Raw genomic sequence first — 21356 nt, 5'->3', positions numbered from 1 at the left:
CCCCGGTATGGAAACTGTTCTTTCCAGCTGATTCGAAAAGGCGCCCTTGACGACGGAGCTGCCGCAGCGGCGTCATGCGGATCTGATCGCCGGGGACTGGCGGGGAGCATTGACGGAAATGCTTATTTCACCAGCAGGACCGGACACTGAGAGAGGATGCCCACTTTATAGCTGATGGTTCCCCAATCCTGAGGCGGTTCTTCAATCTGCAGCTTGTGAGAGCTCATGACAATCAGATCCACCCCTGTTTCAGCGGCGTGACTCAGGATTTCCTGCACCCTGTTGCCGAAGGCGATCCGGTCTGCCGCCGGAACGCCCTGAGCTTCGCAGAAGGCGGTCAGGCTGGCCATTTTTTTTTGCGCCCTCTTTTCGAGGCCGGCATAAAATTCCCGATATTCTTCAAAGGTCGTGTCAGCGATGATCTCCACAACGTGGAGCAGACTGATGCGGGACTTGTCCGACTCGGCAATTTTCAGGGCAATGTCCAGTGCGTGCCTGTTTTTAGGTGAAAAGTCGACAGGGACAAGAATATGCTTGAACATGACCGTCACCTCCGAGATATAGATTATAGATTTCCGGGAATCACAACCCCAGGTGCCCGCTGATCTCCTGCATGGCCTTTAAAGAAAGATCAACGAATTCCGAAAGGGGAATCCCCAGCTTTTCACATTCCAGGATACAGTCCCGACTGACCGAGGCTGCAAAATTTTTCTCTTTCATGCGTTTGACGACGGACTTGGGTTTGACGCTGGCCAGTTTCCGATCCGGATAGACAAGAGCGGTCGCCATGATCAGTCCGGTCAATGTTTCGCCTGCGGCCAGGGCGAAATGGAATTCCTGCTGTCGAGGCTTGCCGCTCGCCATTTCGTTGTGCATGACAATCGCCTCGATGATCTCCGGGTCCACACCCTTCTCCTCAAGGATTTTCGCGGCTTCCAGACCATGGACGGTCAGGTCGGCCTGAACCTTTTCCACATCCAGGTCATGAAGCAGGCCGGCCAGCCCCCATTGATCTTCGTCCCGCCCCAGCCGCCTGGCCAGCGCCCGCATGACGGCTTCCGCCGCGTAGGAATGCTGAAGCATCCTTTCATTTTGAATGTATGAATGAAGCAGTTCGACAGCAGATGAACGATCCATGAGACCTTGATTCCTCCTTTACTGTGCCATGGGGAATTTTTACACAGAATTACAATTCCGGGGCGTGTTGTCAAGAGGATCAGAAAGCTGTGCCAATGCGTATGATGACATCGGCCTGCCGGACAGGAAATTGCGACAGCCTCTTTCCCGGAAACGGGTGAACTTCCTCCGCTGTGCTCCTCTGTCTCATCCAGGATGGTGCTTTTTTCTTCCCGGCTTTTGTGATATGCAGCGAAACAGGCCTGCAGAAAAAGACAGGAATTCCGCTTCTGTTGACCCGGAAAAGGATACCGCTGCAGGACTGTCGAAAGAGAGAGCATATGACCACAAAACCTTATCTTGAAGAGGCGGATATCGTTTATCTGACCGGACTTGTGGGTACGGAAAGATTTTCCCGCGGGGAGTCGATCCGCTCTCATCATTCCCATGACGAATCCTTCCACAGACCCAGTCTGCCGGAGGCCGTTCTCTGGCCTGAAAATACTGGCGAGGTCAGCAGGATCGTCGCTTATGCCTGCGAGCGTGGGATTCCGGTGACCCCCTGGGGCGCGGGCAGCTCGCTGGAAGGCAATCCGATTCCTGTAAGAGGGGGGATTGTGCTGGACCTTCAGCGGATGAACCGGCTCCTCGCCGTTCGTTCGGAGGATTTTCAGGCAGATGTGGAAGCCGGGGTGATTTATAAAGAACTGAACCGCATCCTGGAAAAGGAAGGGCTTTTTTTCCCCCCGGATCCCGGCGCGGCGGCGACCATCGGCGGGATGATCGGAAACAACGCCAGCGGCATCCGGAGTGTGAGATACGGTGCAACCCGGGATTACGTGATGCGGCTTACCGTGGTTCTGCCTGATGGGCAGGTGATCAGGACGGGCAGCCGCTCCCGCAAGTCTTCCTCCGGCTATGACCTCTGCCGCCTGTTCACAGGCGCCGAGGGTACTCTGGGCATCATCACCGAAGCTACAGTGAAACTTATGGGACTTCCGGCCGCGTTCATGGCGGTCCGCGCAACCTTTCCCTCCGTCGGCGATGCCACCCGGACGGTCTTTGAAATCATGCGCTCTGGACTGGCCCCCGGGGCGATGGAATTCCTCGATGCGGATATCGTAAGGGTCCTCAACCGGGATCGAGGTCTCCAGCTTGAAGAATGTCCCACTCTCCTCATGGAATTCAGCGGTTACAGCGAAAGGGGACTGGAAGATGAAATGCACTTTGTTACCGAAATCTGCCAGGCCAACGCCTGTCTTCTTCTGGATCGGGGAATCGGCCCCGAAGAGCGGAAGCGGCTCTGGGAAATCCGCCATCTGACCCATGAATCCATCCGGCGCGCCCATCCGGGACTTCTTTCGCTGAGCATGGATGTCGCCGTTCCCCTGTCCCGCTATTCGGGGCTGGTGGCCTTCATCAAGAAGACGGTGGTGGATCTGACGGCCTATGTTTTCGGACACGCGGGGGACGGCAATATTCATGTGGTGGTGATGGACAATCCCGACGACGAAACGCGGTGGGCGCACGTGGAGGAGGCTCATCGCCGAATTGTCCGCCAGGCCCTGGCCTTGGAAGGAACCTGCACCGGGGAGCACGGGGTCGGGCTGGGAAAGAGGGGCTTCATGGCCATGGAACACGGCGAGAGCCTGGAAACGATGAAAAAGATCAAGGCGCTTTTAGATCCCCGGGGAATCATGAACCCAGGCAAAATGTTTCCCTGACTGCGCCGGAAAAAAAGGAGGCATCAGCAGAATCCCCATGAAATTTTCCCGGGCCCGGCAAGGGCGTATCTTTATCCTCCGTCTTGAAGACGGAGAAATTGTACACGAAATGATTGAGCGCTTTGCGGAGGAACAGTCAATCCGCGCGGCCGCCCTGATCGCGGTGGGCGGTGCGGATGCAGGCAGCCGCCTTGTCGTCGGTCCTGAAGAAGGCCGTTCAACGCCGATTTCTCCAATGGAACTCCTGCTGGACAATGCCCATGAAGTGGCCGGCACGGGCACCCTCTTCCCCGATGAAGAGGGGCACCCTCTGGTTCACATGCATTTCGCCCTGGGCCGGAAGAATCAGACCGTGACGGGCTGCATCCGCAAAGGAGTCAAGGTCTGGCATATTCTTGAGGTCATTGTCTTTGAATTGCTCGATACATCGGCTCATCGGGAGGCGGATCCGGTTCTCGGCTTCAAACTGCTGCAACCGGAATGATATTTTCCGTTGCGGATCGGCAGCAGTCAAATCATTAACGGCAATCCCGCTGTTTGTTTTTTCCCCGCAAATCCGTCGGCTGCTCCTTTCGGAACGATGAAAAGCGCTGTTTATCGGAAAAGGGATCGTGATGGCGCATTTGGGGATTTTATTTAAAGGAGAACAACAAAATGAAGTTTAATGACGACATCTTCGTTTATGAATGGACGGAGTATTACGACAACAACTGCAACAGCTATTATATCGGCGGCACGGCACAGGTCCTGATCGATCCGGGACATGCCAGATACCTGCCGCTCCTCCTCGATGATATGGCTAAGGACGGCGTCAGGCGCGAGGACATCCGCACCATCATCAATACCCATGCCCATTCCGATCATATCGAAGGAAGCTTGCTGTTCAATGGTTCCGACGTTAAAATCGCCCTTCACGAAGCGGATGTAGCCTTTTACAACAGTGAAGCGAATGCGCGGCTCTGCCGCATGTTCGGCCAGGATGTTCCCCGGATCGACATCAACCTGATCCTGCATGAAGGCGAACTGTCTCTGGGGGATGAAACCTTCCAGATCGTCCATGCTCCCGGCCATTCCCCCGGTTCCATAGGTCTGTACTGGCCTCGCACCGGCGCGCTTTTTTCCGGAGATGTCATCTTCGATCAGAATGTGGGCAGGACCGATTTTCCCGGCGGCGACGGGAATTTATTGAAGCAGAGTATTGTCCGGCTGTCGCAACTGGGTGCGGAGTTCCTTTTTCCCGGTCACATGGGCATGGTTCTCGGTCGGGAACAGGTGAAAAGAAACTTCGAGATGGTTGTCCAACACGTATTCCCTTATATTTAGCCTTCGGAAATCCCATGGGAGACACGCTTGAAGTCCTGTTGAATTCATCAGGATAAGAAAGTGGCGTTGAGGAGCCGGCGCGACGGCATAGACAGTCTGTCAAGGAGCCGTCGACAAAATCGGCCCCGGCAGATGAAGAAACGCGACAGGGATAAAACTGTCTGTTCCTACTCTCTCGCTCGATAATAACCGGCTTTCAGTGCTTCTTCTTCCGAGTCGAACAGGACCCGGTGGTAGGCCTTGACCTCGTTGTAATATTTCATGCCGGGAAGATGGTATCGCTTACTGTCCCGATTGCCGACAACCACAACCTTTTCCGTTTCAGAAACCGTCGCCGGGGCGGGCGGTTTCTCTAAAGGCATCAAAGGTTCCGCGGATGCGGGGACTGCTGGTTTCTCAGGGAGCGGCGTTGATGAGGCTGGATAATCTGCGTCGACAGGATTCGGCTGAATCGGCGCCGGCTGCGGCTTTTGTAAATCCTGTGCCGTCGAGTAAAACTTCGCTGAGCTGGGAACGACCGGCGGCTGAGCTTTTTCCGGCGCCAGATAGATGGACAGGGAGATGGCCACGGCCATGACGGCACAGGCTGACGGAATTATCCATCTGCCGAGCTGACCGGCAGGCCACCGGCTTCCCCGGGCCTGTGTGACAGGAGAGCCATAGTCTCGTGATAAAGGCAATTCCTTTTGGACCAGCTGTTTCAGAATGCGTTCATTTTCTAACTGATACCGTTTCAGTACGCCCTCGTAATTGAGAGGCAGATGCCTCGCATAAAGCTTTAAAAAACCAGGGATCGATTCTTTTTGAGAAAATCGGGAAAAATCGTTATGTTCAAGGGCCTCAATGAAATGAACACTCAGATGAGTAGCTCTGGCCAGATCTTCCGTCGTGATATTTCGAGATTCCCTTTCCCTGATCAGGTAGTCTCCTAAAGTTTCTCGGACTTCTTCAACATTCATTGCAACCTCTTTAAAAGATTAATCAGAAATAATATCGGTTTGCGGCATGGAAATTACGGATAGACTGTGCCGATCTCACTGGGGAAGATAACGCTTTTTCATGCCCGACCGCATTTCCCTGATCAAACCTTCACTTTTCAGTTCAAGCAGGTGCACGCAGGTTTCATGGAGTGCCAGATATTGATCGAATTCGGGCAGGTCTTCCCCGAAGATTTTCAGGGATACTTCCCGAACGGTGTCGTAACCTCCGCGCACTGCCTGCAAAATCAGTTCCTTTCGTTCTCCATGATGCACTTCGATCTCATGAATCCGGGAGGGAAAATTGTCCATGGTGCTGCCGTGAGATGGAAACGCGCGATCGACCTTCAAGGTATTGACCCGTTTCAGAGATTCGAGGAAATCTCCCAGGGGATGCCATTCGGGATGAAACAGATCGATGCTGAGATTGGGGGTTATCTCCGGCAGAACATGGTCACCGGCTAGGAGGATGGCCTCTCCGGGAAAATAAAAGCAGACCTGTCCCCGCGTATGACCGGGGGCGGGGATCGCCTGAAAGGCGCGATTGCCCGATGTGTACCACGCGTAAGGAGGGAGAAGTTCATCGACTTCGAAGGGATAGGTGGCTCGGCTGAAATAGAAGTGAATTTCCTGCAGCGTGTCGATCAGGGAATCAGATACATCATGCTCCTGACAGAAGTGCCGTATGTGCTGGAATAACTCTTTTTCACGGTTCTGATTCCGGAGGGCTTCATAGTCGACTTCGGAAAGATAGATCCGGGCGCCGCTTATTTCCTTTAAACGTCCGGCCATACCGCAATGATCGACATGATAATGGGTGAGGAAGATCCTGTCGATGTCGGCGATGGAGCGACCAATACGCTGAAGACAGTCCTCGAGAGTTGAAATTCCTTCCGGAATATCCAGGTCCGTGTCAAAGAGTGTCACATGCCTGTCTTGAACCAGGGCGAAAGACTGAATATGATTCAGCCGAAAAGGCATGGGAAGCGTAATTCTGTAAAAGTTTCCGGCAATTTCTTCGATCAAGGGCCGGCAAACCTCCTCCGCGGGAAAAATGACGGAATCCGTTATTTCTTTGTTGTCCTATAATGAGGATCGGGAAAATAGGCAACAGATTTTTGACTGCCCCTGCTGCCATGATCGGCTTATTTCTCTTGATTTTCCATGGGAATCAGGGCATTATTTTCTAAAATTTCATAGAGTTGGTGCAGAGGGGGATATTTCCCGGGGTCGCCGTCCACACAGGTCGGCGGCGCCCCTTCCGGAGGAAAACCGCAATGGCCGTAGAAAATTTGAACAGGATCTGAAGGAAACGGTATGTTCGGAAACCGCATCACCCTTTTCAAACTGCTGGGTTTTGAAGTGCGCATCGATGCCAGTTGGCTGCTGCTGGCGCTTCTGGTAACCTGGTCATTGGCTAAGGGCGTTTTCCCGGGCTCCTATAAGGCTGCCGAAAGTACATACTGGGCAATGGGGGTTTTCGGGGCGCTGGGGCTCTTTCTCTCCATTATTTTTCATGAACTCTGTCATTCCCTGGTTGCCACCCGCTATGGAATTCCCATGAAAGGGATCACGCTGTTCATCTTTGGTGGTGTTGCGGAAATGGACGATGAGCCGCCCAGCGCCAAGGCGGAATTTCTCATGGCCATCGCCGGCCCCCTCTCCAGTCTCGCCCTGGGTCTGACGTTCCATGGAGTCACGTATGCGGGAAGGAACCTGGGTTGGCCGGGATCGATTTCGACGGTGACATCCTATCTGGGGCTGATCAATTTTGTCCTTGCCGGCTTCAATCTGCTGCCGGCCTTCCCCTTGGACGGCGGGCGCGTCCTGCGATCGATGTTATGGGGCTGGAAGGGCAATCTCCGCTGGGCGACGCGCATTTCTTCTTCGATAGGTTCCACTTTCGGCATCCTGCTGATCGTGATGGGCATTTTCGGCCTGTTCCGGGGCAATTTCATCGGCGGGTTGTGGTGGCTGATGATCGGTCTCTTCCTGCGCAACGCGGCACAGATGTCTTACACCCAGGTTCTGGCGCGGAAAGTTCTGGAAGGGGAAAAGGTCCGCCGTTTCATGGTGCCGGACCCGATCACGGTATCCCGCGCCCTTACCCTGGAAGAATTTGTCAATGATTACGTCTATCGGTACCATTTCAAGATGTTTCCTGTGGTTTCCTTTGACCGTCTCGTGGGCTGCATCACCGTCCGTCAGGCGGCGGAGGTCCCCCGGGAGGAGTGGAGAGAGCACACGGTGGGAGAAATTGCCGGAGCGTGCACTCCGGATATCACGGTCGGACCGGATGAAGATGCCGTCCGCGCTCTGGCAAAAATGAGCCGGACGACAAACAGTCGTCTGCTCGTGGTTGAAGGCGATCGACTGGTGGGCATTGTCACCCTCAAGGATATGCTGCGTTTTCTGTCCCTGAAACTGGAACTGCGGGACATGAAGCCATAACGGAACGGTGTGTTATGGTGTTCATCTCAAACATCACATCATGAAGCGTCAATCCGGAACAGCAGGTTGCGGGAGACGCCATTCAGCGAATTTATCAGGAGGATTGCCATGGACAGCAAGGAATTGATCGACATGTTGAATCGTGATTTCGCAGACGAACACGCCGCCATCATCCGCTATCTGGTTCACGCCTATCAGGAGGGAGAGGATACGCCCATGGGCGCCAGCCTCCTCTCCCGTTCCCGCGAGGAGATGTGGCATATGCACTGGCTGGGCATGATTATCGGCCGGCTGGGCGGCGAACCGACTTTCGTGCCGGGACCTTATCCCTTTGATCCCACCAGCCGCGCAACCCTGCTGAAATCCTACATTGAATATGAAAAAAAGCTGATCCCCCATTACCACGACGAAGCGGAAAAAGTGGACGATCCCCATATACGCAGGGTTCTTCATCGGGAAGCCTGGGAATCGGAGATCCATGCCCGGCGTTTTCAGCGCCTGCTCGACAAGCTCAGCCCGGAAGATGCAAGGGGGCTTCCCAAAGGAGGATTTGAACTGCCTCCCACCTTCCTGGAAACGCTCCAGGCGGAGCTGAACAGCAAATACAATGAAATGCTCCAGCATCTTCGTCTGTCCTGGCTTTCCCAGAAAGAGGCAAACAGGGGCTGGGCCCTGATGGACCAGTCCATGGAAAAGATGAAGCAACTGGCTCTTTTCGCCGAGGCTGTTGCCGAGGATGGCGCGGCGCCGCGGATGAAACCGGGGGACGTGGGCGCCGGTCAGGGGATGGTACAGGTTCTTCACAAAGCCCTGGGGGATGTTCTGGAATCGCTGGGGCGTCACACCAGACTGCAGGACGACGCGGAATTTAAAAAACACTCCGGCCTGGTCATCAAGATGGACCTCGCGGTTCAACAGGAATCCTGGCAGGCTGAAGAAATGAAAGACTGGCTGAAGTAGGGCCTGTCTTCTCCCTTTATAACGAAGCCGGCCTCCGTTGAATTGGGCATCGGGAGCCCCTGAAATCTTGAAAAGAGAAATCATGGAATGAACTGAAGAAACACGGAGCGCGGAGGTTACGCTGATTGGCTGAAAATCCCGGCGGAACCCCGCGCTGTTTTATCTGCTGCAGAAATCGTATCGTTTTTCTCTTCCCTGCCCGATAATTACAAAACGCCCTTCTTTCCGGGCAATAATTTGGTAAAGGATCATTTCCCCGGAGGCGGGTGGTTCACGCAGAAAACTTCAGGCAGAGGGCGGCATAAATTCGGGCCGCCGTCAATACGTCCTCGAAAAGAACCTGCTCGTCCGGCGTATGGGCTGTTTCCAGGGAGCCGGGACCGAGAATCAAGGGGTTCGTTCCCGCCGCGAAGAAAAGGTTGCCGTCGGAATGGGAGCGGAAGGAATCAAGGCGAAAGGGCAAATTCAATTCGGCGTAGATCTCTTTTAAGCAGCTTGCCATCCGGTTTTCGGAGCCGAGATCATAACCGCCGAAAGTGAAATCAAAGTTCACCTCCACGACCAGATCAGGAATGTACCGGTGCGCCTCCGCGACGATCCGGCGGATCGCCTCCTGGACGATTTCCGGTTCCCTGCCGGGCGGAAGGTGGAGATCGATCCAGGTTTCGCAGCGGTCAGGAACGACAAACCCTGCGGGAGAAGAGCTCATTTCACGGATCGAATAGACGATATCCGACTCCTCCCGGTTGAACAGGGCGTTTTTCCCCAGATGCAGCAGGAGCCGCAGCATGGATTCCACGGCGTTGTGTCCCAGTTCGGGAAGGGACGAGTGGCTCCTGAGGCCGCTCGTGATAAAGCTGGCTTCCAGATAACCGTAATGGGCAAAACAGGGCGCCAGGCCGGTCGGTTCACCGATGATGACCCAGGGAGGGCGGCGGGATTCAAGAAAAGCGGCGCTGCCGTCTCCATTTTCTTCCTCGCCGACGACCAGCAGCAGACCGACCGGCGGCCGTTCAGCGGAAGGAAGGGCCTCGGAAAGGGCCAGCCAGGTTTCCACCATCGCCGCGCAGCCTCCTTTCATGTCCGCGCTTCCCAGACCGTAAAAGATGCCGTTTTCTTCGTTTGGTCCGGAGGACTCCAGATCCCAGGCGGGGATGGTATCCACGTGGCCGACGAGATAGAGCAGGGGCTCGCCCTTTCCCATGGTGACAAGGAGGTTGTAGCGTTCCTCCTCCACCTCCTGACGTTTCACGACCGCCCCCCCTCTTTCGAGGATCTCGGTCAGGTAGAGCTGCATATCCTCTTCCTTTCCGGACGGGGAATAGATATCGAGGAGATCCAGAAGCGTTTTCCGCAGTCTGGCTGGATAGATCGCCCTCTCGACGCGTTTCAGGTCGCTGGTCATGGCTTCTTTTTCCTGGGCTTTTTGGTTCTGCGGGTGAGGTTGAGGGACAGGAATACGTGTTCCTGCCTGTCCTTGAATCCCATCTTCTGAAAGAAGGAGAGAGCCGCTTCGTTGTCGGCGGAAGTATCGATGATGATCATCCTCGCCCCCTGGTCTTTCATCCGGCGCTTTATTTCATTGAACAGCCGGGTGCCCACCTCTCCTTTCTGAGCTTCCTCCCGCACCCCCAGCCAGATCAGATACCCGTACTTCCAAGGGGAGTTGCGTTTCTCCACGGTGGTTCCCAGGGCAAAGCCCTGGATCTTTCCGCCGACCTCCGCCACCAGGCAAAGTTCGTTGTCTGAATTGAAAAGGGTTGTGATTTCAAATTCATCCCACGTGCGGTAGAGGCTCTGGGAAAACTCGGCGGTAAAAATCTCTTCGCCGATGTGGAAAACATCGGGAAAATCATCGATCATCAATTCCCGGATGCGCAGCTTTTCGTCTTCAAATTCCGATACTCTTTCCATGCAATAACCTTTTTGTGATTTCGAGGGCCGGGAATTATATCCATTGGTTGTGCCTTTTGAAGTTCAAAGAACCAGGCCGGTTATGAAAGCCCTCAGTTCGTTGAGATTCCGGCAGGGGCGGACGTCGTCGCAGAAGGGGCGGTAGGTTCCGATGGCGCTGTCTCCGACGCCCCAGAGGCGTTCCGGCTCCGGATTGAGCCATATCACCCGGCGGCAGTGATCCCGCATCGTCTCCAGAAACTGCACCCCGGGGTCGAGAAAATTCGTCCGGCCGTCGCCCAGGATAATCAGGGTCGTTTTCTTGTCGAGCACACTGATAAACTCTTCCTTGAACTGGGAAAAGGCTGCGCCGTAGTCGGAAATCTCCAGGTCGGCATCGACGTGGTCCCGTTCCTCTTCTCCGCCATAAACGGCGTATTGTGGCGATTCAAGTTTGAACCGGGTCATGATCCGATCGATGGCGTCCATGATTTCGTGATCTTTCATCGTTTCGCTGACGTCCGTCACCCTGGCGATGAAGACGAAACTCCGGACACGGCTCAGGCAGTCCTGGACGGAGTAGAGGATATTGAGCATGAAGGGGACCGCCGTCCAGACGGAATAGGAGACGTCGCAGAGGGCCACGACCTTCGACTTCCTTTTCTGCCTCCGGCGAAAGTAGAGCTCCAGGGGAATCCCCTGGTAACAGGCGGCGCGGCGGAGCGTTTTTTTGATATCGACAACGCCGCTTCGTTTTCTGCGATACTGCCTCGCCACGAGATCGCGCAGTTGTCGGGCCAGACGTTCAATGGCCAGGTGCACCTCCCGGGCCTCCTGGCGGCTGAGCTGGGAAAAGGGAAGTTCCCCGAGATCGCGCGGCTGTCCGGGGGCCTGTTCGGCATCCGGGCCCGGCAGATTCAAGCCGGGGGGCAGCTCGTCCTGCATGTGACCGGCAAGTCCCAGGCGTTCAAGCAGGAGATCGTCAAGACTGCGCCGCTCGATATCGGCGCCTTCAAGAGCGCTTTCCGGCAGGAGTTTATCCATCCCTTTCCGCAGAATTTTCTGCTGTAATGGGGAGAGGATGTCGGAAAAGGGAAGCTCCGGCATGTCAGCCTCCAGCTCCAGAATCTTCTGAAGCTCCTGTAAAAAAGCGGCTCGGTTGCCGGCCAGAAAATCGAAGAAGGCCAGGGCTGACTCAGAGTCTTGAGCTTCCCGGCCAAAGGTCTCGACCAGATCGACTAGGCGGCCGGAAAGGGCCCTGGAGCGCATGTCGTCGGCGCCAATCTGCAGGGCATGGAAATACAGATCGTAGATTCTGTCAAAAAGCTCCTCATCCTTCATCTCTTTGACGAAGTTGGCCCGCAGGGCCGCACGAAAGGGCTCTTCGGGGGCCAGATCGATGAGCTCCAGACAGCGGACGGCGTCCAGGACCTCCGACGTGGAGATCCTCAACCCTCCGGCCCGGCACAGGGCGGCAAACTGCAGAAGGGCTTGAATCATGATAATTTCCCTTTCAGGCGCAGGAGAAACCGCCTTTCGGCGGCCGGGAATAATGTTCCCGGACTTTCTGCGCGTCCGCTTCGCTCTTGCACAGGACATTCAGGGTTCCCATGATCACCTCGGGCTTGATCTCGAACATCTGCAGGGCGATGAGCGACCGCGTCCAGTCCACCGTTTCTGAAACGCAGGGCTTTTTCTTCAGATCGAGATCCCGGATCGTCCGGACCGCCTCCACGATCTTCTCGGCGAAGACCCGGTCGATGCCGGGGAACTTGACCAGGAGGATTCCCAGTTCCCGGTTCATATCGGGATAGTCGATGTGGAGATGGAGGCAGCGGCGCTTGAGGGTGTCGCTCAGTTCACGGAAGTTGTTGGACGTGAGGAACACGAAGGGGATGTGCCGGGCGCTCTGCGTCCCGATTTCAGGGATCGTCACCTGGTAGTCGCTGAGGATTTCCAGAAGAAAGGCCTCGAACTCCGGATCGGATTTGTCGATTTCGTCAATGAGGAGAACAACGGGCTTTTCCGAGGAGATGGCCTGAAGGAGCGGACGGGGATGAACGAACCGCTCGGAGAAAAAAGCGTTTTCCTGAAGGGCGATCCGGTCCATCGCCTCCGGGAGTGTTTTTGTATCGGCGATGATGTCCTGGATCTTTTCTTTCAGCATCTGGGTGTAGAGGAGCTGCTTCGAATACTCCCAGTCATAGAGGGCCTTGCTTTCGTCGAGCCCTTCGTAACACTGGAGACGGATCAGCTCCCGCTTCAGTGCCTTCGCCACGGCCTTGGCCAGTTCGGTTTTTCCCACGCCCGCCGGTCCTTCCACGAGGACCGGTTTTTTTGTCACCCCCGCCAGATAAACCACGGTGGCGATTTCCTGCGAGGAAATGTACCCGACGTCCCTCAGCTTTTTGTCGGCATCCGCCACGTTTTTAAACAGCATTTCGTGCCTCCTCTTAATCAAATAGGGTGGGATTGGATAGACAACTTCTTATGTGTCATTTTCACACAAAAATGACTTCATTTCCATGATTTCGTTTGTTTTTTAAAGATCATGTTCAGCGGCCGGGCGGGTTATCGGGGTGATGATCGGGAGAGACTTGATGGAAGCGAATCAGACATGCAGTATTTCGACCTGTACGCTTAACTTAAGAGGAGGAACTGAACGGATGATTGCGACGAATCGCATGGATTCTGTTTTCAATCCCCTGGCCGGGCGATCTTCTTTACCTGTTCGTGGCGGAAGCACGTAACGACGTGGTCATTCACCATGCCGACCGCCTGCATGAAGGCATAACAAATGGTTGATCCCACAAAGTTGAAACCCCGTTTCTTCAGATCTTTGCTTATCGTGTCCGATAGCGCCGTTCTTGCAGGCAGCTCGGTCAGCGATCGCCAGGCATTCTGAACAGGCTGATGATGGACATAACTCCAGAGGAAAGCATCGAAGGAACCGAACTCTTCTTGAATGGCGAGCACACACCGCGCATTGCCGACAGTCGATTCGATCTTCCGGCGGTTCCGCACGATGCCGGAGTCACCAAGCAGGAGCTGAACGTCATTTTCCGAATAGCCGGCAATCTTCTGCGGATCGAACCCGTGGAATGCATTGCGATAGTGCTCTCGTTTCCTGAGGATGGTCAGCCAGCTCAGACCTGCCTGCGCGCCCTCCAGAGTCAGCAGCTCGAAAAGGCCACGATCATCGTGCAGAGGCACTCCCCATTCGTTGTCGTGGTATTCCACATACAGCGGATTCGTACCGCACCATTCGCATCTGTTTTTAGTATTCAAGCCCATTCTGCTTAATTCATCCTTGCGTGACTGATTCCAATTCTCACCCCTTAACCTGTTCCCTGAGCAGTTCTCGTGCGTCGTTTTGAGAAGACGGACTGTATTTTTGTTTTTTTTTCGACACGTGCGTCAGGGATGAACCTGCCCTACCCGTAAAGAGGCAGAACAGAACCTTCAAAAAAAAGGACAAAGGCGCCGATTCCAGCCAGGAAGGAGCCCAGCGCCAGATACTTGTTCATCATGATGAAATTTGCTGCAAACAGGACCAGAAGGCACATCCCGAAGGCCAGACAGAAGGGGCAGTAGGTGCCCTCCGCGATCTGAAAACGAACCAGTAGAATTTCCCCTCCAATGGCGGCGGAAAGCATCATGGTGCGCAGATGGTCGATGGGGATCGGGTAGCGGGAAAAGGGAGGCAAAGCCGCTGCCAGAAGACCGGCCATAAAGAGGATCCCTACAATTTTCAGATCGATACCCAGTAATGTGCCCTGAAGATAGGAGCAGGACGTGTCGCAGGCATCATAGAAGATCATCAGTCCCATTCCGATCAAAGGAAAAATAATATTGATGGCTTTTAAAACTTTATCCCATGTCATTGCCTTATTCCTTGGTTATGAGCCGTTTTTTTATTTCCTTTCTCATTCATCGCAAGTGTCTGAGGGCGTTGACGATGTCTTCCCCTCCGCTGAAAACTTCCTTCTTACCGCTTTTTATGATGACGCAGGTCGGTGTTGCATTGATGTGATCTTCCCGGATCAGGACGTTGAAGCGGTCGAAGGCGGATTTCAGGTCAAAGGGATGAAATGGTATCTCCTTGCTTTTCAAATGCTTTTCAATCTGCTCCTGTGTTGTGACGCTGCCGGCTTCGGCGGTCTCGAACAGTATCTTCCTGATCTTGATGGCATGTTCCGGATCATTTTTACTCTTCAGGGCATAGAGAAAATACCGGGTGTACAGAATGCTCTGGCGGCTTAAGGGAACATCCACCAGAGTCAGCCGGATAACGTTATTTTTGATCAGATCTTTCAGGATCGGCTCCACCGCCGGTTCCATATTCCGGCAGGGCGGGCAGAAATAGTCCGTGTAAAGACGCACCTCAATCTTCCCGACTCCGTAAGCCGGGAAGATTTGTTCCTGTCCCGGCGCGTTGCTTCTGAGAAAAACAAACAACGACAGCACAATGAAAAGCAAGGCTTTTGTGGCAATGGAATTAAATTTCATGTAATTTAACCCTTTGATTTTCCATATGATTTCTGGAAATTATTTCCGATCGATTAAAGGGGTTGCTCTATCCTTTTTCCAAGGAGATTCACGGGGTGCAATTTGTCACCGCATTTTCGCAGTTCGTTTATACGCCGCAATCTTTCATATCACGCATCCCTGAAATAATACCCCGCTGCGAATGGCGGGGTATTATTTCCATTGTTTCTTGCGGTTTGCCGTCTCCTCAGGAACAGCAGCCGCCTCCGCCGCCTTCCTCCGGAAGATTCGAGGTCAATTGAAATCCTGATTGCCCACACGCTTCGACAAAATCCAACCGGATCGGTTTGGCCTTTTCCAGGAGATCTCTGTCTATCGCGAAGTTGATATCCTTTTCCGTGAAGACCGTATCGTTTTCTTTAGGCTCATCCAGAGCCATTGCCAGAGAAGGCGGGCCTCAACAGGATTGGAGAAGGATTCTCACCGTGCCTGGTCCCTGCTGGTTTTCCATAAACTCCTTGATCATCTGCGCCGCTTTTTCCGTGACTTCTATCATGATTTCTTCCTCCGTAATAAAAAATAGTGGGTCTCTCACCGAGAGCCCTGTTCAGACCGCTCATCCGCCCCCGAAAAGCGGGACGTTCCCCTGTGAAGAGGAATCCCCGAGAAAGCCGACCGTCACCTTATCGCCGTCCACGATGACAGGCACGGTCCTGTTGCCGCCGGAATAGGCGAGCATCTCTGCAAGCTTTTCCGGATCGCCTCCGACATTGATGAAAACGGCCTTCTCCCCGTAGGCCTCACGTGCCTTTCTGCAGAAGGGACACATTTCCGTTCCGTAGATCCTGATCTTTTCTCCCATAATGGTCCTCCTTTCGCTCACGAAAAAGAATCTCCTATAATTCTGAGGAGATAATTTGATTCATTACCTCTGCATCGGGATGTGAACTTGCAAAACGCAAATCCGCTCACATGGCTGATTACTTGAAATCCTGAAGACCGGTCAGAGAAGGCAGCTCATCCTTAGGGGTCAATAGAAATCCTGACTGCCCTCCCAAGTCAACGAAATCGATCCAAACAGGCTTGATAGCTTCCAGAAGATCCTTGTCTATCGCGAAGGTGATGCCCCGTTCCGTAAATACTGTATCGTTTTCCTTCGGCTCATCCAGGGCCATGACCAGAGAAGCCCCTCAGCATCCCCTCTGCGAACGGATTCTGATTGTGCCGGGAGCTTTCCGGTTTTTCAGAAGCTCCTTGAGCGCCTGCGCCGCCTTTTCTGTGACTTCGATCATGGTCTCACCCTTGCAGCCTTTTCCGGATCGGAGACGCAGCAACAAGGCGCCTCTTCTGACAGGTTGTTCTTCATGAGTTTCCCCTTTTCCGGCTTTTTAAGTCTTATGAGGCTGTTTGCGCCAGGAGATATCGGATACCCGTGACGTCATGCTGCTGATTTTTCCTTGATCCAGGCCAGGATTTCTTCCTTCCTGGGGATTTTCCCCACGGACTTCACTTCCTCGTCGATCACCACCGCCGGTGTGCCGAAGACGCCGTATTGAGCGATCTTCATGACCTCGGTCACCTTTTCGATTTCCGCATCCACACCGGCCTCGGCGACGGTTTCCCGGATGAGCTGTTCCGTTTGATTGCAACGGGCGCATCCCGGGCCCAACACTTTGATTTTCATGGCAATTAACCTCCTTTTAAAACTGATTACATCTTACATGTTCGACCTGATGAAGATTCATTTCTCAGCAGGAAACCAACCATCCGTAGCCGTATCCCGCCAGGGTGGAAAGCAGAACAACGATAGCGCAATAAACGACCGTCTTTTTCACCCCCATCACTTGAGAAATCACGATCATGCTGGGCAGGGAGAGCGCCGGTCCGGCAAGAAGGAGGGCAAGAGCAGGGCCCTGTCCCATACCCGAGCCGATCAGTCCCTGAAGGATGGGCACTTCCGTCAGGGTGGCGAAATACATGAAAGCGCCGACGATCGAGGCGAAGAAGTTCGCCCAGAAGGAATTTCCGCCCACCAGGGCCTGAATGTACTGTTCCGGAATCAGCGCCGGATGACCGGGACGCCCCAGTAGAAAGCCCGCTACCAGAACGCCGCCCAGCAGGAGCGGAAAGATCTGCTTTGCGAACCCCCAGGTCGCGTCCACCCAGCTGGTCAGTTCTTCCCGGGTGAACCAGGACTTCAGCATGAACCCGAGCAGGATCAGAAGACCCGCTGTGATGAACCATTTTGCGGCAAACAGGACCGCCCATATGCCGGTAATACCGGGTGCCGGCCGGGCAAAGGCGGCGAAGATCAGGATGAACACCAGGGTAAACAGATAAATGCCATCCTGGGCAAGGGTGCGGGAGTTGGAATGCATGTCCGGGATATAGACGGCTCCCTGGACCCGGTTGGCGTCATCCCGCCGAAAAATCAGGGCCATCAGGAGGCCGGCGATAACAGCGAAAACAATCGCGCCTATCGCCCTGGCCAATCCCAGTTGCCATCCGAGCACCCTCGCCGTCAGCACGATCGCCATGACGTTGATGGCCGGGCCGGAATAGAGAAAGGCCGTCGCGGGACCGATGCCGGCTCCCCGGACGTAAATCCCGGCAAAAAGAGGAAGCACGGTGCAGGAACACACGGCAAGCACCGTTCCGGACACCGAGGCCACGGAGTAGGACAGGATCTTGTTTGCTGTGGACCCGAAGTACTTCAGCACCGAAGCCTGGGAGACAAAGACAGCGATGGCCCCAGCGATAAAAAACGCAGGGATCAGGCAGGTCAGGACGTGCTGTTGCGCGTATTCCTGGAGCATCAGGAAGGCCTCCAGGCCGGATTGGCGGATAACGGGATGAGTCCAGGGGATGAAGTAGGCCCCCAGAAAGGTCAGCGCAATAATTAAAAGTTTATAACGCTCTTTCAATCCCTTTCTCCTTTCATATATTACTAATTCTCACAAGTTACATGGCAAACCCCGGTAGGAGTCGCCTTGGTATGAGGGAAGTATTTCTTCTTGAACCAGAGGGCCACGTTCACCAGAGAGATAAGGACCGGTACCTCCAGCAAAGGGCCAATGACGCAGGCAAAGGCCTCTCCGGAATTGATTCCGAAGACGGCGATGGCCACGGCGATGGCGAGTTCGAAATTATTGGAGGCGGCGGTAAAACTCAGGGTCGTGGACTCTTCGTACGTAGCCCGGACTTTCATGGACAGAAAGAAAGACACGAAGAACATGACCACAAAGTAAATGAAAAGAGGGACGGCCACGCGGACGACATCCATGGGCAGTTCAACGATATATTCCCCTTTCAGGGAGAACATGACGAGGATGGTAAAAAGCAGGGCGATCAGGGTGATGGGACTGATCCTCGGGATGAATTTCTCTTCATACCAGAGGATCCCCTTCGTCTTCAGCCCGACGAAACGGGAAATGATCCCCGCGATGAAGGGAATGCCCAGATAAATGAATACGCTCTCGGCGATCTGCCCGATGGAGATGTCGACGACGGCCCCTTTAAGCCCGACCCACGTTGGAAGAATCGTAATGAAGATATAAGCGTAAACGGAAAAGAAGAGGACCTGAAAGATCGAGTTGAAGGCGACGAGGCCGGCGCAGTATTCCCGGTCGCCTTCGGCCAGATCGTTCCAGACGATGACCATGGCGATGCAGCGGGCGAGGCCGATAAGGATGAGGCCCACCATGTATTCATGATAGCCGGAAAGAAAGGTGATCGCCAGCAGGAACATCAGAATCGGACCAATAATCCAGTTCTGAACAAGCGAAAGGGCCAGTACCTTGCCGTTAGTGAAAACCTGGCCCAGCTTTTCATACTTGACCTTGGCCAGGGGGGGATACATCATCAGGATCAGACCGATGGCGATGGGGATATTGGTTGTGCCGACCTGGAAGATGTTGATGACGTCCCGGATTCCGGGATAGAGGTATCCCCCCATCACGCCGACGAACATGGCCAGAAAAATCCACAGGGTTAAAAACCGGTCCAAAAAAGAAAGTCGTTTTTCTTCAGCTTGTGCCATTTTTTTTCCGCTCCTCCTTCTGCCTGAGCATATGACCGTCTCGCACCACATTGAAGCAAAAATCATCTTCATGCTGAAATCTGCGTCAAATCATATTTCCGCTTGGAAATGTGTTCAGTATCCTGATTCTTCGCAGACCTCTTCCTTGTGGCATGAGATTTCCTCCCGTCTGATACAAGGGATCTTTTCGATGAGTTGACGTATCTCGGCGTCGTCTTCCAGCCAGTGTCGGAGATTGCCCAACAGAGTCGCGGCATAGGGGCTGTCCTTGCCGTCGGCTGGATAGTGGTTGATCCATTTGCCTTCACGCCGGGAATCGATCAATCCGGCCTCTTCCAGTCTTTTCAAGTGCTTGGAAGCCGTCGGCTGGGCAATGCCCAGGGCGGCCTCGATTTCACAGACGCACATGACCTTGTGCTGCAGCATCTTCAGAATTTTGACCCGGTTCGGGTCGGAGAGAGCCTTGGTCACTTTCAGAAAGTCGTTCATGATGGAAGCTCCATATTCTTTTCTGGAAATATATTGAGCTGTAATTCCTATGTCAAGGCAAAATCTTCCATTTTCGCTGATCTTTAAAAAAAGTTGACATGGTCAACTAAATATGGAAGAAGAAAATTGCAGACTGCAACAAAATCGTTTCATCTCAGAGTTTTGAATTCAGGGGGAAGATATGTCGCCGATGGATGCGCATGCGGGACAACTTATCGGATTAATAGAAAAAATAACGTACACTTTCGGGATGCAAAGCATGGAGGAACAATGCTGCAGCGAAAACATTTCCCATGCAGAGTACCGCGCCCTGCAGGCCGCATTGGATTGCGATATCTGCTCCATGCAGGACATTGCAAAGAGCGCGGGCGTTACGAAGAGCGGTGCGACCCGCATTGCGAAACGCCTTGAAGGCAAAGGACTGGCGAAGCGTCAACAGGATCGGAAAGATGGACGGATTTGCTGTGTTACCTTGACGGAAGAGGGCCGGACGCTTCTGAAGCGGATCGAAGACCGACTTTTAAATAAAATGCGGAAGATCCTTGTCAATATGGATACGACTGTTCGTGAAATCCTGATACTCAGTCTGAGTTCCTTTGTTCAGTCCGCAGAACGGCAAGGAGTTGATGAAGGTCAGAAAGGAGAAGTGCGTTGCTGTTTGATGGAAAAGAAAAATCTGCCGGGAAATGGTTGATACGCGCAACCATAAAGGGAATAAGAAAGTCAAGGCTGTGAGGAGGATTCAAACATGTTGGGACTGAATAATTTTGTCGTGGCGGGGAAATTTTTTCTGGTGATCGCCGGCGAGCTGATCCTGATCTTTATCGCGGTTTCCTTTATCATAGGGCTGCTGATGGAATATCTTCCTCCATCCCGAATCAGGGATTTCCTCTCCAATCGGCTCTCCTGGGTGCAATATCTCCTGGGTTCCGGGTTGGGTGCGGTCACGCCGTTCTGCTCCTGTTCCACCGTGCCCATTACGGCGGGTTTGCTCCGCGGCGGTGTTCCCTTCGGTCCCACCATGGCATTCCTGTTCGCTTCGCCGGTTCTCAACCCGATCATCATCGCACTGCTGCTCTCGCTCTTTGGCTATCAGGTAACAGGAATCTATGTCGTGGTCACCTACCTGGGTTCCATGGCTACGGCAGCCCTGTTGTCGAAGTTGGGGTTGGAGGGAGAGGTCAAGCCCCTTGTGAATTTTCAGTCCTCATGCTGTCCGGAAGAAAAAAAATCTGAAGCGACACCCCTGAAAATCCTTCCCATGGCGTCCGGCTGCTGTTCTTCCGAAGGCACTCAACCCTCTGTTCAGCCTTTGCCTCTCGTTACGCTGCCTTCTTTTCAGTCTCAGGGAAGCTGCTGCTGCGGGGAGACTGTTGCGACCGTGCAGAATTCGTCTTCGTCGTCCTGCTGTTCCGTCAGCTTCGAGGCCGGCGAGTCGGCGAAAGCGCCGTTAAAGGAAAAAATCAAAAGAGCTGCTGCCTCTGCCGTGGACACATTCAAGGGCGTGTTCTGGTATCTCTTGCTCGGCGCGGGCATCGGCGCTTTCATCTACGGCTTTTTCCCGCAGGACCTCGTCGTCCGCCTGGCCGGACCGGGAAATCCCTGGTCCATTCCCATTGCGGCGTTCATTGGCGTTCCCATGTACATCCGTGCCGAGACGGTGATCCCCATCAGCGCGGCCCTTGTCGGCAAAGGCATGGGGGTGGGTACGGTCCTGGCGCTCGTCATCGGAGGAGCCGGGGCAAGCATTCCGGAGTTGATCATTCTCTCCGCCATGTTCAGGAAGAAACTGATTATCGCTTTTGCCCTGAACGTTTTTCTGATCGCCGTCGTTGCAGGCTATCTTGTTGATATTTTTATCTATTAGCCATGGCAATTCACTTGTTGAATCCCGAG

24 protein-coding genes and 1 pseudogene are annotated in these 21356 nt (G+C 54.0%); 7 read left to right on the top strand and 18 right to left on the bottom strand.

What is annotated here, in order from left to right:
- Positions 1-122: 122 nt before the first annotated feature.
- Together SYN_RS13915 and SYN_RS13910 are read right to left on the bottom strand one after the other, a co-directional pair.
- Positions 123-542, bottom strand: a complete 420-nt coding sequence (locus SYN_RS13915) for a universal stress protein (RefSeq protein ID WP_148202593.1) — start codon at positions 540-542, stop codon at positions 123-125.
- Between the two features lie 40 nt (positions 543-582).
- Positions 583-1137 (bottom strand): HDIG domain-containing metalloprotein, encoded by a 555-nt coding sequence (locus tag SYN_RS13910; RefSeq protein ID WP_011418852.1) that lies wholly within the window; start codon positions 1135-1137, stop codon positions 583-585.
- Positions 1138-1457: 320 nt separating this feature from the next.
- Between SYN_RS13910 and SYN_RS13905 the strand changes: the two genes are divergently transcribed.
- From SYN_RS13905 to SYN_RS13895, 3 genes are all read left to right on the top strand, one after another.
- Positions 1458-2840 (top strand): FAD-binding oxidoreductase, encoded by a 1383-nt coding sequence (locus tag SYN_RS13905; protein WP_148202592.1) that lies wholly within the window; start codon positions 1458-1460, stop codon positions 2838-2840.
- Between the two features lie 37 nt (positions 2841-2877).
- Complete coding sequence (locus tag SYN_RS13900; protein WP_011418850.1) at positions 2878-3324, top strand: PPC domain-containing DNA-binding protein; 447 nt, start codon at positions 2878-2880, stop codon at positions 3322-3324.
- 170 nt (positions 3325-3494) lie between these two features.
- Complete coding sequence (locus SYN_RS13895) at positions 3495-4163, top strand: MBL fold metallo-hydrolase (RefSeq protein WP_011418849.1); 669 nt, start codon at positions 3495-3497, stop codon at positions 4161-4163.
- Between the two features lie 167 nt (positions 4164-4330).
- On the opposite strand, the gene SYN_RS13890 is transcribed toward SYN_RS13895, so the two are convergent.
- Both SYN_RS13890 and SYN_RS13885 read right to left on the bottom strand, forming a co-directional pair.
- A complete protein-coding gene (locus SYN_RS13890) occupies positions 4331-5122 on the bottom strand; it encodes a helix-turn-helix domain-containing protein (protein WP_011418848.1) in 792 nt (263 codons plus the stop codon).
- Positions 5123-5197: 75 nt separating this feature from the next.
- A complete protein-coding gene (locus tag SYN_RS13885; RefSeq protein ID WP_011418847.1) occupies positions 5198-6166 on the bottom strand; it encodes an MBL fold metallo-hydrolase in 969 nt (322 codons plus the stop codon).
- A 291-nt stretch (positions 6167-6457) separates the two neighbouring features.
- Here SYN_RS13885 and SYN_RS13875 point away from each other — a divergent pair, with 291 nt between their 5' ends.
- Both SYN_RS13875 and SYN_RS13870 read left to right on the top strand, forming a co-directional pair.
- Positions 6458-7591 carry a site-2 protease family protein gene (locus tag SYN_RS13875; RefSeq protein ID WP_011418845.1) on the top strand — a complete coding sequence of 378 codons (1134 nt, stop codon included), beginning with the start codon at positions 6458-6460 and terminating at the stop codon, positions 7589-7591.
- 108 nt (positions 7592-7699) lie between these two features.
- Positions 7700-8551, top strand: coding sequence for a ferritin-like domain-containing protein (locus tag SYN_RS13870; protein WP_041585156.1), 852 nt, complete (start codon positions 7700-7702; stop codon positions 8549-8551).
- 271 nt (positions 8552-8822) lie between these two features.
- Here the strand turns inward: SYN_RS13870 and SYN_RS13865 are convergent, their stop codons facing one another.
- The 14 genes and pseudogenes from SYN_RS13865 to SYN_RS13800 form a co-directional block, all read right to left on the bottom strand.
- Positions 8823-9956: a M20 family metallopeptidase gene (locus tag SYN_RS13865; protein ID WP_011418843.1), complete on the bottom strand. Its 1134-nt coding sequence runs from the start codon at positions 9954-9956 to the stop codon at positions 8823-8825.
- Positions 9953-10465: a GNAT family N-acetyltransferase gene (locus SYN_RS13860; RefSeq protein WP_011418842.1), complete on the bottom strand. Its 513-nt coding sequence runs from the start codon at positions 10463-10465 to the stop codon at positions 9953-9955. The genes SYN_RS13865 and SYN_RS13860 overlap by 4 nt, the downstream gene beginning before the upstream one ends.
- A gap of 63 nt (positions 10466-10528) precedes the next feature.
- Complete coding sequence (locus tag SYN_RS13855) at positions 10529-11944, bottom strand: vWA domain-containing protein (RefSeq protein WP_041585155.1); 1416 nt, start codon at positions 11942-11944, stop codon at positions 10529-10531.
- Positions 11945-11957: 13 nt separating this feature from the next.
- On the bottom strand, positions 11958-12884 hold the full coding sequence (locus SYN_RS13850; RefSeq protein WP_049750008.1) for an AAA family ATPase: 927 nt from the start codon (positions 12882-12884) through the stop codon (positions 11958-11960).
- 257 nt (positions 12885-13141) lie between these two features.
- Positions 13142-13732: a DNA-3-methyladenine glycosylase I gene (locus SYN_RS13845; protein ID WP_237671297.1), complete on the bottom strand. Its 591-nt coding sequence runs from the start codon at positions 13730-13732 to the stop codon at positions 13142-13144.
- A gap of 146 nt (positions 13733-13878) precedes the next feature.
- Complete coding sequence (locus SYN_RS13840) at positions 13879-14328, bottom strand: hypothetical protein (protein WP_011418838.1); 450 nt, start codon at positions 14326-14328, stop codon at positions 13879-13881.
- A gap of 46 nt (positions 14329-14374) precedes the next feature.
- Positions 14375-14953 (bottom strand): DsbA family protein, encoded by a 579-nt coding sequence (locus tag SYN_RS13835; RefSeq protein ID WP_011418837.1) that lies wholly within the window; start codon positions 14951-14953, stop codon positions 14375-14377.
- A gap of 226 nt (positions 14954-15179) precedes the next feature.
- Positions 15180-15488, bottom strand: a complete 309-nt coding sequence (locus SYN_RS17140) for an IscA/HesB family protein (protein ID WP_353740320.1) — start codon at positions 15486-15488, stop codon at positions 15180-15182.
- Between the two features lie 60 nt (positions 15489-15548).
- Positions 15549-15794 carry a UXX-star selenoprotein family 1 gene (locus SYN_RS13825; protein WP_049750007.1) on the bottom strand — a complete coding sequence of 82 codons (246 nt, stop codon included), beginning with the start codon at positions 15792-15794 and terminating at the stop codon, positions 15549-15551.
- A gap of 118 nt (positions 15795-15912) precedes the next feature.
- A pseudogene (locus SYN_RS17135) lies at positions 15913-16224 on the bottom strand (IscA/HesB family protein).
- Between the two features lie 146 nt (positions 16225-16370).
- Positions 16371-16616 carry a thioredoxin family protein gene (locus tag SYN_RS13815; protein ID WP_011418832.1) on the bottom strand — a complete coding sequence of 82 codons (246 nt, stop codon included), beginning with the start codon at positions 16614-16616 and terminating at the stop codon, positions 16371-16373.
- A 64-nt stretch (positions 16617-16680) separates the two neighbouring features.
- A complete protein-coding gene (locus SYN_RS13810; protein WP_011418831.1) occupies positions 16681-17856 on the bottom strand; it encodes a permease in 1176 nt (391 codons plus the stop codon).
- A 23-nt stretch (positions 17857-17879) separates the two neighbouring features.
- Positions 17880-18971: an ACR3 family arsenite efflux transporter gene (arsB, locus tag SYN_RS13805; RefSeq protein WP_041585153.1), complete on the bottom strand. Its 1092-nt coding sequence runs from the start codon at positions 18969-18971 to the stop codon at positions 17880-17882.
- Between the two features lie 114 nt (positions 18972-19085).
- Positions 19086-19460 carry an ArsR/SmtB family transcription factor gene (locus SYN_RS13800; protein WP_011418829.1) on the bottom strand — a complete coding sequence of 125 codons (375 nt, stop codon included), beginning with the start codon at positions 19458-19460 and terminating at the stop codon, positions 19086-19088.
- Between the two features lie 181 nt (positions 19461-19641).
- On the opposite strand from SYN_RS13800, the gene SYN_RS15525 reads away from it, so the two are divergent.
- Both SYN_RS15525 and SYN_RS13790 read left to right on the top strand, forming a co-directional pair.
- Positions 19642-20154 (top strand): MarR family winged helix-turn-helix transcriptional regulator, encoded by a 513-nt coding sequence (locus SYN_RS15525; protein ID WP_011418828.1) that lies wholly within the window; start codon positions 19642-19644, stop codon positions 20152-20154.
- 54 nt (positions 20155-20208) lie between these two features.
- Positions 20209-21327, top strand: coding sequence for a permease (locus SYN_RS13790; protein WP_011418827.1), 1119 nt, complete (start codon positions 20209-20211; stop codon positions 21325-21327).
- The last annotated feature ends 29 nt before the right edge of the window (positions 21328-21356 follow it).

This window comes from Syntrophus aciditrophicus SB (assembly GCF_000013405.1).
Classification (GTDB): Bacteria; Desulfobacterota; Syntrophia; order Syntrophales; family Syntrophaceae; genus Syntrophus; species Syntrophus aciditrophicus.
This window is presented reverse-complemented; position numbering and strand designations above follow the sequence as displayed.